This window comes from Klebsiella pneumoniae complex sp. WS1778 (assembly GCF_049472055.1).
Taxonomy (GTDB): domain Bacteria; phylum Pseudomonadota; class Gammaproteobacteria; order Enterobacterales; family Enterobacteriaceae; genus Klebsiella; species Klebsiella quasipneumoniae.
The window spans coordinates 43,375-57,086 of record NZ_JBKGTJ010000009.1 but is presented as its reverse complement, the minus strand read 5'-3'; the positions used below and the strand labels follow the sequence as shown (position 1 = coordinate 57,086).

General features: G+C 57.5%; 14 protein-coding genes. 3 read left to right on the top strand and 11 right to left on the bottom strand.

Translation table 11 applies throughout. The features are described 5' to 3' along the window. The first annotated feature begins 13 nt into the window (after positions 1–13). Positions 14–1,180: an esterase gene (locus ACLEXF_RS23930; RefSeq protein ID WP_407259978.1), complete on the top strand. Its 1,167-nt coding sequence runs from the start codon at positions 14–16 to the stop codon at positions 1,178–1,180. 174 nt (positions 1,181–1,354) lie between these two features. On the opposite strand, the gene yieH is transcribed toward ACLEXF_RS23930, so the two are convergent. Further along, on the bottom strand, positions 1,355–2,020 hold the full coding sequence (gene yieH / locus ACLEXF_RS23925) for a 6-phosphogluconate phosphatase (protein ID WP_004202295.1): 666 nt from the start codon (positions 2,018–2,020) through the stop codon (positions 1,355–1,357). Positions 2,021–2,189: 169 nt separating this feature from the next. Here yieH and ACLEXF_RS23920 point away from each other — a divergent pair, with 169 nt between their 5' ends. Then, positions 2,190–3,527 (top strand): NCS2 family permease, encoded by a 1,338-nt coding sequence (locus ACLEXF_RS23920; RefSeq protein ID WP_004202294.1) that lies wholly within the window; start codon positions 2,190–2,192, stop codon positions 3,525–3,527. Positions 3,528–3,572: 45 nt separating this feature from the next. Here ACLEXF_RS23920 and ACLEXF_RS23915 read toward each other — a convergent pair whose 3' ends face one another. The 10 genes from ACLEXF_RS23915 to rpmH form a co-directional block, all read right to left on the bottom strand. Further along, the gene (locus ACLEXF_RS23915; protein WP_004202293.1) at positions 3,573–4,139 is read right to left on the bottom strand and encodes an NADPH-dependent FMN reductase; all 567 of its coding nucleotides are present in this window, start codon (positions 4,137–4,139) and stop codon (positions 3,573–3,575) included. A 36-nt stretch (positions 4,140–4,175) separates the two neighbouring features. After that, positions 4,176–4,751, bottom strand: a complete 576-nt coding sequence (locus tag ACLEXF_RS23910; RefSeq protein WP_072140520.1) for a 4'-phosphopantetheinyl transferase family protein — start codon at positions 4,749–4,751, stop codon at positions 4,176–4,178. Positions 4,752–5,061: 310 nt separating this feature from the next. Next, positions 5,062–6,021: an HTH-type transcriptional regulator YidZ gene (gene yidZ, locus ACLEXF_RS23905; protein WP_004202291.1), complete on the bottom strand. Its 960-nt coding sequence runs from the start codon at positions 6,019–6,021 to the stop codon at positions 5,062–5,064. Beyond that, positions 5,990–7,174, bottom strand: coding sequence for an MFS transporter (locus tag ACLEXF_RS23900; protein WP_004202290.1), 1,185 nt, complete (start codon positions 7,172–7,174; stop codon positions 5,990–5,992). The genes yidZ and ACLEXF_RS23900 overlap by 32 nt, the downstream gene beginning before the upstream one ends. 99 nt (positions 7,175–7,273) lie before the next feature. Beyond that, complete coding sequence (locus ACLEXF_RS23895; RefSeq protein WP_004202289.1) at positions 7,274–7,693, bottom strand: GNAT family N-acetyltransferase; 420 nt, start codon at positions 7,691–7,693, stop codon at positions 7,274–7,276. A 118-nt stretch (positions 7,694–7,811) separates the two neighbouring features. Then, a complete protein-coding gene (gene mnmE / locus ACLEXF_RS23890; protein ID WP_130947033.1) occupies positions 7,812–9,176 on the bottom strand; it encodes a tRNA uridine-5-carboxymethylaminomethyl(34) synthesis GTPase MnmE in 1,365 nt (454 codons plus the stop codon). Between the two features lie 122 nt (positions 9,177–9,298). Further along, complete coding sequence (gene yidC / locus ACLEXF_RS23885) at positions 9,299–10,945, bottom strand: membrane protein insertase YidC (RefSeq protein WP_017899657.1); 1,647 nt, start codon at positions 10,943–10,945, stop codon at positions 9,299–9,301. 2 nt (positions 10,946–10,947) lie between these two features. After that, a complete protein-coding gene (gene yidD, locus ACLEXF_RS23880) occupies positions 10,948–11,205 on the bottom strand; it encodes a membrane protein insertion efficiency factor YidD (RefSeq protein ID WP_004151536.1) in 258 nt (85 codons plus the stop codon). Then, positions 11,169–11,528 carry a ribonuclease P protein component gene (gene rnpA, locus ACLEXF_RS23875; protein ID WP_004151535.1) on the bottom strand — a complete coding sequence of 120 codons (360 nt, stop codon included), beginning with the start codon at positions 11,526–11,528 and terminating at the stop codon, positions 11,169–11,171. Before rnpA ends, yidD begins: the two co-directional genes overlap by 37 nt. Before the next feature lie 15 nt (positions 11,529–11,543). Next, entirely contained in the window at positions 11,544–11,684 is a 141-nt protein-coding gene (gene rpmH, locus ACLEXF_RS23870; RefSeq protein WP_000831330.1) for a 50S ribosomal protein L34, read from the bottom strand. Between the two features lie 621 nt (positions 11,685–12,305). Between rpmH and dnaA the strand changes: the two genes are divergently transcribed. Next, complete coding sequence (dnaA, locus tag ACLEXF_RS23865) at positions 12,306–13,709, top strand: chromosomal replication initiator protein DnaA (RefSeq protein ID WP_017899658.1); 1,404 nt, start codon at positions 12,306–12,308, stop codon at positions 13,707–13,709. Positions 13,710–13,712: the final 3 nt, after the last annotated feature.

Sequence of the window (13,712 nt, the reverse complement as noted above, 5' to 3'; positions counted from 1 at the left end):
AAGAGGAATAACGATGAAACGACATGCAATTTATTTCGCCCTGGCGCTGGCGGGCGCGGCGTTCACCATTCAGGCTGCACCGTTGCCCGCGGTGCCGGACCCCTCACTGCCGGTGAGCCACTTTATCACCCAAGTTAACGCGGATAAAAGTATCACTTACCGCCTGTTTGCCCCTGATGCCCGGCGGGTTTCGGTAGTCACCGGTGCCACGCCGGACACTTTTGTCTCGCACGACATGACCAAAACGGACCACGGGGTCTGGACATGGAAAAGCGAGCCGATGAAGCCCAATCTCTATGAATACTATTTCGATGTGGATGGCTTCCGCTCGGTAGATACCGGCAGCCGCTATCAGAAGCCGCAGCGCCAGGTGAACACCAGTTTGATTCTGGTGCCGGGCAGTATTCTTGACGATCGGGCGGTCGCGCACGGCGATCTGCGCACCCTTACCTATAACTCAAAGGCGCTGAACGCTGAACGTCGTCTCTATGTCTGGACGCCGCCGGGTTATAGCGGAACCGGCGATCCGCTGCCGGTGCTCTATTTCTATCATGGCTTTGGCGACAGCGGCCTGTCGGCCATCGATCAGGGGCGGATCCCGCAAATCATGGATAACCTGCTGGCGGAGGGCAAGATCAAGCCAATGCTGGTGGTGGTCCCGGATACCGAAACCGATATCCCGGAAGCCATCGCGGAAAACTTCCCGCCGCAGGAGCGACGCAAAACCTTCTATCCGCTAAATGCGAAAGCGGCTGATAACGAGCTGATGAACGATATCATTCCGCTGATTGATGCGCGTTTTAATGTGCGTAAAGACGCGGATGGCCGGGCGCTCGCCGGGCTGTCGCAGGGCGGCTATCAGGCGCTGGTCTCCGGAATGAATCATCTGGAGAGCTTTGGCTGGCTCGCCACGTTTAGCGGCGTCACAACCACCACGGTGCCGAATGCTGGTGTGGAAGCACAGCTGAAACATCCTGAGGCCATCAATAAACAGCTGCGTAACTTTACCGTGGTCGTCGGGGAAAAAGATTCCGTGACCGGCAAAGACATCGCGGGTCTGAAAAGCGAGCTGGAAAAACAGAAGATCAACTTTGACTATCACGCCTATCCCGGCCTGAACCATGAAATGGACGTCTGGCGCCCTGCCTACGCGGAGTTTGTGCAAAAACTGTTTAAATAGCCGGAGGGGGCGTTTAGCCCCCGTTTTCCGCGAGTGAAGAAAGACAAGATGAAAGTGCTTGTGTCCGAAGATAATGAGTTAAGCCGGTCGCCAGCCATCCTGTTCTGGGCGAGATCACAGCGCTACCGGGCTACCCTTGCTGCCAACCGTCGCCCGGCCGGGCGACGCCGGGGGCTAGCGAGTGATATCCCAACCGCGCGCTTTCCACAATGCCGGCAGCGCAGCCAGATCGGTAAAGGTTGTCACTTTGGGATGATCGATTGGCGGGTTGTGCGGATCGGCGCAGAAGTAGAACACCTCCATGCCGGCGGCTATTCCCGATTGTGCACCTGCACTGGAATCATCAACCAGAATGCAGTTCTCAACGTTAACGTTCATCGCCTTTGCGGCATGGAACATCAGCGCCGGATCGGGTTTCCAGCGCTGAATATCGTAGCCGCTGTACAACCGGTCAGCGAAATGGTGCAGCAGGCCGGTGCGGCCGAGAGAGTGTTGCATCTTACTGACCGGGCCATTGGAGACCACGCACATCGGGACGCTTACCGCATCCAGCAGCGCCTGGGCTCCAGCAATCACCTCCAGTTCGCTATCGAACAGGCGGGCGACTTCCGCACGGTAAATCGGCTCCAGGGTGGCCTTTTGCAGGTTAACGCCATGCTCGGCGTTGATGGTGTCGATTATTTCGTACAGCTTTACGCCTTTGAAGCGCTTAAAAATCTCTGCCAGCTCCAGCGTAATGCCAAATTCCTGGAACATGTGCACGTAGGCGCGGGAGCAAATTACCTCGCTGTCGACCAGCGTGCCGTCACAGTCAAAAAATACTGCTTCTGGTTGAGTCATAGCCATTCCATATTAACAAGTTTAACGTTTTCGTTATGTCCAATGCCGCGACGCAATCGTTGCCGTATAAGCAAAATAAATGAAAAAAATTACCATACAACCGCGCCTGGCGCTGTAATTTGGTATAGGATAGCGTCGAATTTTCCCTCCTTACGTTCGGAAACCGATAATGAGTCAACAACAAACCAGCCAGTCTTCTGGCCAGGGTCTGCTGGAGCGCGTATTTAAACTGCGCGAGCACGGCACCACGGTGCGCACGGAAGCCATCGCCGGTTTCACCACGTTCCTGACGATGGTGTATATCGTTTTTGTTAACCCACAAATTCTTGGCGTAGCGGGCATGGATACCAGCGCCGTGTTTGTGACCACCTGTCTGATTGCCGCTTTCGGCAGTATCATGATGGGGCTGTTCGCGAACCTGCCGGTTGCTCTGGCGCCGGCGATGGGCCTGAACGCCTTTTTCGCCTTTGTGGTGGTGCAGGCGATGGGCCTGCCATGGCAGGTCGGCATGGGCGCGATTTTCTGGGGCGCCGTCGGCCTGCTGCTGCTGACGATCTTCCGCGTACGCTACTGGATGATCGCCAATATTCCGCTGAGCCTGCGCGTGGGCATCACCAGCGGGATCGGCCTGTTTATCGGTATGATGGGCCTGAAGAACGCCGGGGTGATTGTCGCCAACCCGGAAACGCTGGTCAGCATTGGTCATCTTACCTCCCACAGCGTGCTGCTGGGCGTGCTGGGCTTCTTTATCATCGCGATTCTGGCGTCGCGCAACATTCACGCCGCGGTACTGGTCTCTATCGTTGTGACCACCCTGCTGGGCTGGATGCTGGGGGATGTGCACTACACCGGTATCGTCTCAGCGCCGCCGAGCGTGACTTCGGTGATCGGTCATGTCGATCTGGCGGGCTCCCTGAATCTGGGCCTGGCCGGGGTAATCTTCTCCTTTATGCTGGTCAACCTGTTTGACTCCTCCGGGACGCTGATCGGCGTGACGGATAAAGCGGGTCTGGCGGACGCCAACGGTAAATTCCCGCGCATGAAGCAGGCGCTGTTTGTCGATAGCGTCTCGTCGGTGGCAGGTTCCTTCATCGGCACCTCATCGGTAACAGCGTATATCGAATCCTCCTCCGGCGTTTCCGTAGGCGGGCGCACCGGCCTGACCGCCGTTGTCGTCGGTATCCTGTTCCTGCTGGTTATCTTCCTCTCTCCGCTGGCGGGGATGGTTCCGGCCTATGCGGCCGCCGGCGCGCTGATTTACGTCGGCGTGCTGATGACCTCCAGCCTGGCGCGCGTGAAGTGGGATGACCTGACGGAAGCGGTACCGGCGTTTATCACCGCGGTGATGATGCCGTTTAGCTTCTCGATCACTGAAGGTATCGCCCTGGGCTTTATCTCCTACTGCGTGATGAAGATCGGCACCGGCCGTCTGCGCGACCTCAGCCCTTGCGTAATTATCGTCTCGCTGCTGTTCGTGCTGAAGATTGTCTTTATTGATGCACATTAATCCGCACGCATGATGAAAAAGCCCGGCATCGCTGCCGGGCTTTTTTTATGCTTTTACCCGCTTAATATAATCGCCAAAGGCGGTCAGCTGGCCGCGCAGATGGTCGAGGGTGCTCTGATCGACCACTTCACCTGACTGCGGATCCACTTTGTTCTGGATCACGCCGCCCATAAATTCCGGTTTATTCATTACCATCGCATCGAGGAACACCAGAATCTGCCGCAGATGATACTGGCAGCGCGCGCCGCCGATGGCGCCCATTGAGCTGGTTTGAATCAGCACCGGCTTGCCGGACAGCGGCTGCTCTGGCAGGCGTGAAAGCCAGTCGATGGCGTTTTTCAGGCCGCCAGGCACGGAATAGTTATACTCGGGGGTGACGATCACCACGCCATCCGCCTCGCGGATCTGTTGCGCAATCTCCTGCACGCGCTGCGGGAATCCCTCTTCTTCCTGAATATCAGCATCGTACAGCGGAATATCGCCGATTGACGGCAGCGCGGAGATGTCCATGCCCGCCGGCGCGATGCCGGGCAGGGTACGCGCGACCATTCCATTAAACGACCCTTTACGCAGGCTGCCGAGTAACGTAACCACTTTCAAGGTATCTGACATGATTGCTCCTTTGGATCATGATGCCGGCAAGACCGGTCAATTGAGGGATAAGGTTTTTTCCGTGGGTAGGCTGGTAAAGCGCATCAGGCGGGCTGACGGCTCGCGCGCGCGCCGCTGAGCGTCCGCCAGGCTGTGCCAGTCGCCTCCCTTAGCGTCATACTCCCAGACCTTCAGCGGGCCGATATTCGGGGTAGCGGCAATCGACCACACCAGCAGCGATTCGGCGTCACAGACGGCTTCGATCGGCAGGCTGCCGGCGGTACGCAGGCGGCCGGAGCCAGGCAGCAGCTGCAGCTGTGTTGATGTTTCACCGGTCAGCTTCAGCACGCTGCGCCGCAGCGCCACCAGTTGGCTGCGCGCTTCGTCCGGGTCATGCTGAATGTTAACCCACAGATTCTCATTGTTACTGAAATTTTGCCGGTCGGCGTCGTGGCTGCGGACAGTGCGCTGCAGCTCCATATCGAGGCCACAATCCCCTTCGGTGGTCAGCGCTACGCCAACGATATTGCCAGTATAAGAGATAGAGAAGCGGGGGAGGTGACGATCGCTAAAAACCGGTCGGCCATTGGCTTCGTTAACGATTTCAGGCAGCTCGCCGATGCCGTAAAGCATAAACAGCAGTTCGGCGAGCAGCGACCGCGAAGCGCGAAAGCGGGCTTGCCGGTATTCAGGGAGCCGACGTGCGGATTGATGACAGGCCGCTGACAAACGTGTCGATAGCGGCTCCCCGGTACTGAGTATCCCTCGTGCAAAATGCGTTGCCATACGTCGCTCCGTGAGTAATGGTCTGAATGAAAACTGCGGGCGCTATTATCGCCTGGTATTAACAGGTTTTAATGCCGAAATCCCCCCTTGAAAAGGGAATTTGTTTGGATTTTACAAATTATTGCGCAAATAAGGTGCTACGGACACGAAACAAAGCTTACAGCGTACCGGAATAGAGCGCTTTCAACGTATCTCTAAGCCAGACAAGCTTCGGGTTGTAGCTGTTGCGTTTATGCCATAGCAAGGTGAAGGGGACGCGAAGCTTTTCCAGATGCTGCGGCTCCAGCGGCAGCGGCCGGGAGACCAGCGGTAGCTGATGCTGCTGATTATAGTGCTGGCAGTAGCGTGGCGCGGTGGCCAGCATGGTGTGCTGCGGTTGAGCCGCCATAAAGAGGGATTGCTCAAACCCTGGCACGGTCAGCGCCACATTACGCTTATGCCCCAGCTCCTGCAGCACGTCGTCCAGCGCCCAGGTATCGCGTTGTTCCCAGCAGATGGTGATATGCGGATAGCGTAAGAATGCCGCCAGATCCCACTCCTCCCTGAGCGCCGGATGATCGGCGCGCAGCCAAACCTGCGGCAGGTCGGTGAACAGCACATCAAAATCGATATACCACGGCAGCAGGCTCAGCAGCTCCCGCGACTGCGGATGGCTTTCGCGTCCGCAGAAGCCGATATCCACCTCGCCGCGGATGATGGCGTCCAGGGAGTCGTAGTCCCAGTTGCGCAAACGAATCAATGCCTGCGGGTAGCGCTGATAGATGCGCTGGGAGAGGGTGTTAAACAGGATCATCAGCAACGGCGTTTCCGCCGCCAGCTCGAACTTGAGGCCGCTCGGCATGGTGTGGTGCGGTTTATCGAGGATCTGGTTGCCCATCTGCATCCAGTCCGCCAGATCCTGCTCCATGCTGCTGACCAGCGGTGTAGGCGCCAGGCCCAGCGGCGTTTTGACAAACAGCGGATCGTCAAACCAGGCGCGCAGCTTGGCCAGCGACTTGCTCACCGCCGAGGGCGAAACGTTCATCCGCTTCGCCGTACGGGTGACGCTGAGCTCCTGGGTCAGGAGCTGCAGGCAGAGCAGTAAATTAAGATCGAGACTCGAAAGCGGCTTCTTCATTGTGTTGCGCAACCCGCGGCGGAGTGGCGACCAGTAGCAGAACAAGACTCACTATGCTACAGGCAATGAGTATCCCGATCAGCATATTCATTGCGCTGAGTCCGATGATGGCGGCGATCCAAATCCACAGCGACGAACCGCACACCTGCGCGATGCCGAGGACCGAGCTGGCGACACCGGCGCGCAGCGTGAATGGCCCCAGGGCCTGGCTCATTGCGACGCCGAAGCCGACGGAGAAGCCGGCGCAAATCATGCCCAGCCCGACCAGGGTGACGACCTGCTGGGTGGCGAGGCTCAGCGCCACGCCTGCCGCCAGGAACAGCAGCTGCGAGGTTATCATCAGGGTGCGTGGTTTAAACAGCGACAGGGCGAACGGCGTCGAGAAGGAGACCGCCATGCTGACCATCGCCATCAGCGCCATCGTCATGGAATAGGTGCCGCGATCGAACCCCATCTCCTCCATCATCAGTACCGGCGAGACGTTCACGTAGGTGAGGATCGCCGTCACGCTGAGGGTGGTGATGAGAATGCGGCTGAGGAAAAAGCGGTTCAACAGCGATTCGCCCGCGCCATGCTGCGGCATAGCCGTCTGCGCAGGCGCCGTCGGACGCGTCTCGCGCAGGATAAATACCGCCAGCAAACCCACTGTTACCCCCATGCCGATCATGGTGTAGAACAGACTCTGCCACGGGTATTTCAGCATGATCAGGTGGCCGAGCACCGGCGCCAGCACGGGGATGATGCAGGTAATGCCGTTGAGCAACGACAGCACTTTGGCCCGTCGACGGTCGTTCAGCGTATCGCGCAGAATAGCGAAAGCCACCACGTAGCAGCAGCCGGCGCCGATCCCCTGGATAAAGCGTCCGGTAAGGAAGTGGCTGCTGGTGTGCGCCTGCGCGCAGAGCAGGGAGGCGATAACAAAGATCGCCGCCCCCACCATGGCGACAGGCTTACGCCCCGAGCGGTCGGCGATACGGCCAGCAAACAGCATCGCGGAGGCCATTCCGGCCAGATAGACCGAGAAGGCGATATGTAATTGCGCCTCGCTGGCTCCCAGATCCTGAGCAATACGCGGCAGGCCGACGAGATACATATCGATGCCGGAGGGATAGAGCAGAACCAGGGCAAAGCTGCAGAGAAGAAAGCGTGTCATGAGATCCTCGCGATGTGAATGGCGTTCAGCATAGTGAGGAACGTCCCGCAAGACGAGTTGCCATTTGGACAACGCTATTTTCCTGGCAGGAAACGCGAACTAGCGGCCCCGGCATCGCCACACGCGGGCCATCCCTTCGCTTTCCGGCCGAACGCTTTCGAAGCCAAACTTCGCGTACAGCTCCGGAACATCCGCCACCAGCGTAACGTAGGCGCCGTCAAAGGCGTTAGCGTCCAGCCAGGCAACCAGCTTCTCCATCACCAGCCGCCCAAGGCCCTTTCCCTGGTGAGCCGGATCGACGGCGACGTCGACAATGTCGAAATTAATTGCGCCGTCGCCGACGATGCGCCCCATGGCGATAGGCGTCTCCTGCCAGAGGATATGTACGCCATAACAGCTGCGCGGCAGCCCGGCTCTGGCGCCTTCCAGGGGGCGCGGCGACATACCCGCTACCTCTCGCAGGTGGCAAAACGCTTCGGCGGAGGGCACCTTCTCGATCACGGTATATTCAACGGTCATGCTTTAGTCTCGTGGTTAAGGGGAGATAAAAGTAGAGAACGTTGCTCCGCAAAGGGCAAGAAAAAACCCGCATTAACGCGGCGTTAATGCGGGTGAGTGAACATTTACGGACTAAACGTTATTTGCCGATACAGAAGCTGGAGAAGATGCGGCCCAGCAGGTCATCGGAGGTGAACTCCCCGGTGATCTCGCTCAGCGCCTGCTGCGCGAGACGCAGCTCTTCCGCCAGCAGCTCGCCGGCCCAGGCGCCCAGCAGCTGGGCTTTGCCCTGCTGCAGATGGTCCGCCGCCTCTTCCAGCGCATGCAGATGGCGACGGCGGGCGAGGAAGCCGCCTTCCATATTGGTATCGAAGCCCATGCTCTGCTTGAGGTGGTTACGCAGCACCTCGACGCCTTCGCCAGTGCGTGCCGACAGGCGGATCAGTGAGTGGCCATTTACTTCGCTGATACCCAGCGCTTCGCCGGTGACATCGGCTTTATTACGCACCACGGTAATCGGCAGTTTAGCGGGCAGGCGCTCGATAAAATCTGGCCAGATCTCCGCCGGATCAACGGCGCTGGTGGTGGTGCCATCGACCATAAACAGCACCCGATCGGCCAGGGCAATCTCCTGCCAGGCGCGCTCGATGCCGATACGTTCCACTTCGTCATTGGCGTCGCGCAGGCCTGCGGTATCAATGATATGCAGCGGCATGCCGTCGATATGGATATGCTCGCGCAGCACGTCGCGGGTGGTGCCGGCGATGTCGGTGACGATCGCTGCTTCGCGGCCCGCCAGGGCGTTTAGCAGGCTCGATTTACCGGCATTTGGCCGCCCGGCGATCACCACCTTCATCCCTTCGCGCAGCAGACTGCCCTGACGGGCTTCGGCGCGGACGGCGTCGAGGTCGGCCATCACCTCGTTCAGCTGGGCTTCAATTTTGCCGTCGGAGAGGAAATCAATTTCTTCATCCGGGAAATCAATCGCCGCTTCCACATAGATGCGCAGGTGAGTGAGCGCTTCCACAAGGTGGTTAACCCGCGCGGAGAAGGCCCCCTGCAGTGAGTTCAGCGCCGAGCGCGCCGCCTGTTCTGAGCTGGCGTCGATAAGGTCGGCGATGGCCTCTGCCTGCGCCAGGTCGAGCTTGTCGTTAAGGAACGCGCGCTCAGAGAATTCGCCCGGCCTGGCGATGCGCAGGCCCGGCAGGGTCAGAATACGTTTAAGCAGCAGGTCGAGAATGACCGGGCCGCCGTGGCCCTGCAGCTCAAGCACATCTTCCCCGGTAAAGGAGTTCGGCCCGGGGAACCACAGCGCAATCCCCTGATCCAGCGGCGTACCGTCAACGTCGTTGAACGGCAGGTAGTCGGCATAGCGCGGTTTCGGCAGCTTGCCGAGTACCGCCTGCGCAACGTCGCGCGCTTTGAGGCCGGAGATGCGCAGGATGCCCACCCCCCCGCGTCCCGGTGGGGTTGCCTGGGCGACGATAGTGTCGTTATGGCTCATGGTGACTCTCTATGTAGATGTAAAAAAGGCGGTCCATTGACCGCCTTCTCTGGCATTAACGTTACCGTAACTACTCTAAATTATTCAAGTCGCAGATGCGTTGCCTTGAAGAATGAAGAGTATCAGGATTTCTTCTTCTCGCGGCTATGCAGGCCACGCTTCTCCAGACCACGGTAAATCAGCTGCTGCTGAATAATGGTCACCAGGTTGCTGACGATGTAGTACACCACCAGGCCAGACGGGAACCACAGGAAGAACACCGTGAAGATGACCGGCATAAAGGTCATGATCTTCTGCTGCATCGGGTCAGTCACGGTGGTTGGCGACATCTTCTGGATGAAGAACATCGTCGCGCCCATGATGATCGGCAGGATGTAGTACGGGTCCTGAGCAGACAGGTCGTGGATCCACAGGATAAACGGCGCATGACGCAGTTCAACCGAGGCGCTCAGCATGTAGTACAGCGCAAGGAAGATCGGCATCTGAATAATCAGCGGGAAGCAGCCGCCCAGCGGGTTCACTTTCTCCGCTTTATACAGCGCCATCATCTCCTGGCTTTGACGTTGTTTATCGTCGCCCAGACGCTCGCGCATGGCCTGAATCTTCGGCTGCAGCATACGCATCTTCGCCATGGAGGTGTACTGCGCTTTGGTCAGCGGGTACATGATGCCACGAACGATAAAGGTGATGACGATGATCGAGAAGCCCCAGTTGCCGAGGAAGCTGTGGATGAACTTCAGCAGCTTGAACAGCGGTTGGGAGATGAACCACAGCCAGCCGTAGTCGACGGTCAGATCCAGGTGCGGCGCGACGGCAGCCATTTTGTCCTGAATCGCCGGGCCGACCCACAGCGTGCTCTGCAGTTTGTCGGTTTGGCCAGGCTGTACCAGTACCGGCTGGGATTTATAGCCGATAGCAACAATGCCGTTGCCGAGGTTGGCGGTATAGAAGTTATTCGTCCCGTTATTCTGCGGCACCCACGCGGTGGTGAAGTACTGCTGCAGCATGGCAACCCAACCGTTTTTGGTGCTAACGTTCAGGTTTTCGTTATCCAGAATGGTATCGAATTTGTATTTTTCGTATTTCGAATCCGCGGTGGAGAACGCTGCGCCACGGAAAGTATGCATCGTGGACAGGCCGCCGGTCTGCGTATCGCGACTGGACGGCAGCGCAGCGGTCTGCTTCAGCTGACCGAAGGTCGAGACTTCCAGCGGTTTCTCGCTGGCATTCTGCACGCTATAACCGACGTTCACCGCATAGCCACCGCGTTTCAGGGTGAAGGTTTTGGTGAAGACGTTGCCGGCTTTGTCGGTGTAGGTCAGCGGGATGACGAGCTCATCCTGGCCATCGGCCAGCACAAACGCCTCTTTATCGACGCTGTACAGCGGACGCGGGCCGTTTGCCGGGTTATCCGGACCGTCACGGCCGGTTAAGCCGCTCTGCGCCTGGTAGACAAACTGCGGGGTGGTTTCCAGTAACTGGAACGGTTCGGTCGATTTCAGCGTTTTTGGATACGCCAGAAGCAGCGCCTGCTCAATATCGCCACCGTTGGTGTTGATAGTCAGCTCAAGCACGTCGGTTTTAACCGTAATCAGTTTCCCCTGGCCACTGGCCGGTACGCCCTGGTCGGCGGCGCTACCCGCTGCTGTGGTCGTAGTCTGCGTGGTCTGCTGCTGGGGTTGCGGATTTTTGTCCTGCTCCCAGGCTTGCCAGATCATGAAAGACACGAACAACAAAGCGATGATAAGAAGATTGCGTTGCGAATCCATCGTTAGTGTTCTCTGGTATCAAATGGTCCAGGCGGGACGGGATCGTCACCACCAGGGTGTAAAGGGTGGCATTTTAATACGCGTTTCATTGTCAACCAACTGCCTTTTATCACTCCAAACCTGCGTAAGGCCTCAATTCCGTATTGAGAACAGGTTGGGGTGAAACGACAATGCGGCCCGAGTAGCGGACTAATCAGGCGCTGATAAACTCGAATCAGGCCGATCAGGACCCGCGAGCCAGGCGACAATGGCGGCGCCATAATTTTTCCAACGCTTCCGAGAGAGCACGGTTATCGAGGTCGGCAACCCCTCTTTTCGCCACCACCACGAAATCCATAGGTGGGAGTTCATGTTGACGCAAACGAAAACTTTCACGCGTCAGACGTTTAATCCGATTGCGTTCATGTGCGCGTTTCACGTTTTTCTTGGCGACGGTGAGACCGATGCGGGGATGCCCCAGCGAATTCAGGCGGCCGAGGATGGTGATTTGCGGCGTGCCAGCCCGTTGTGGCTGCTGGAAGACGAAAGTGAAATGACTGGGAGTTAACAAGCGTAACTCCCTGGGAAATGCGAGCTTAACCACGCAGGGTTAGCTTTATTACTTGGAAACGGTCAGACGAGCGCGGCCTTTAGCACGACGACGTGCCAGAACCTGACGACCATTTTTAGTAGCCATACGAGCACGGAAGCCGTGAGAACGGTTGCGCTTCAGTACAGACGGTTGAAAAGTGCGTTTCATGGCGATTTCTACCTAAACTTGAATAAATTCACTGACTTTTGCGTAGACCCGAACGAACTTCGAACGACTTACGCCTCAGCGTGGGTGATTAAAGAGGCCGGATTGTAATAATTGTACACTCCGGAGTCAATTCTCTTTCCTTATTTCTCGCACCTCGTCGCACAAAAAATAAGCTGAGACGTGTGACGAAAACGGGCATTACGCGCCGGGTGGGGGATTATACGGCCTGGCCAGTAAAGCGCAAGGATCCTGAAGGATCTTTGTTAGATCGTTTGCGCCCAAAAGCGGCATAGCTCATTAATTTTTCCAATATGCGGCGGAAATCGTGCTTCACTCCTTCCAGGATCGATTACACTTACCCGGTTTCGATCCTTCCTGTGGATAAATCGGGAAGAATCTGTTGAGAAACACAAGATCTCTTTCTCAGTTTAGGCTATGATCCCCGGTCCCGATCGCGATCCCCGGATCCGCAGCGGGAAATAACCGCAGATAGCGGTTCGCACGTCACCCCTTTTGTGCAGGGGCTTTTCGGCTAATGCAGGGTCTTGTCGACGTGTGCCAACAATCACGATTGTTTCAGTTTTTCTTTGATATCGATTTTATGTTCGAGTGGAGTCCGCCGTGTCACTTTCGCTTTGGCAGCAGTGTCTTGCCCGATTGCAGGATGAGTTACCAGCCACAGAATTCAGCATGTGGATCCGCCCATTGCAGGCGGAACTGAGCGATAACACGCTGGCACTGTATGCGCCAAACCGTTTTGTGCTCGACTGGGTAAGGGACAAATACCTCAATAATATCAATGGACTCCTCAATGATTTTTGCGGTGCGGACGCCCCGCAGCTGCGTTTTGAGGTGGGCGCTAAGCCCGCCAGCTCGCTGCAGAAAGGGGCGGTAAGCCCGGCCGCAGCGACTATCCCGGCGGCGCAGGTGCAGACCGCGCGCGTGGCGCCGACGATCGTGCGCCCTGGCTGGGATAATGTCCCGGCGCCAGCGGAGCCGACCTACCGTTCTAACGTTAACGTGAAACACACGTTTGATAACTTCGTCGAAGGTAAATCTAACCAGCTGGCCCGCGCGGCGGCGCGTCAGGTGGCGGATAACCCGGGCGGCGCCTACAACCCCCTGTTCCTTTATGGCGGGACGGGTCTAGGCAAAACCCACCTGCTGCACGCGGTGGGGAACGGTATCGTGGCGCGTAAACCGAACGCCAAAGTGGTCTATATGCACTCGGAGCGTTTCGTTCAGGACATGGTTAAAGCGCTGCAGAACAACGCCATCGAAGAATTTAAGCGCTACTACCGATCCGTTGACGCCCTGCTGATCGATGACATTCAGTTCTTCGCCAATAAAGAGCGATCCCAGGAAGAGTTTTTCCATACCTTCAATGCTCTGCTGGAAGGTAATCAGCAGATCATTTTGACCTCGGATCGTTATCCCAAAGAGATCAACGGCGTTGAAGATCGTCTGAAATCCCGCTTCGGCTGGGGGCTGACGGTGGCGATCGAGCCGCCGGAGCTGGAAACCCGCGTCGCGATCCTGATGAAAAAAGCCGATGAGAACGACATCCGCCTGCCGGGTGAAGTAGCGTTCTTTATTGCCAAGCGTCTGCGCTCAAACGTGCGTGAGCTGGAGGGGGCGCTGAACCGCGTTATCGCCAACGCCAACTTCACCGGCCGGGCGATCACCATCGATTTCGTGCGCGAAGCGCTGCGCGATTTGCTGGCGCTGCAGGAAAAACTGGTCACCATCGACAATATTCAAAAGACGGTGGCGGAGTACTACAAGATTAAGGTAGCGGATCTGCTGTCCAAACGCCGCTCCCGTTCGGTGGCGCGTCCTCGCCAGATGGCGATGGCGCTGGCCAAAGAGCTGACCAACCACAGCCTGCCGGAAATCGGCGATGCGTTTGGCGGCCGCGACCATACCACCGTGCTGCACGCCTGCCGCAAGATTGAGCAGCTGCGTGAAGAAAGCCACGACATTAAAGAAGATTTTTCCAATTTAATCAGAACATTATCCTCGTGACGC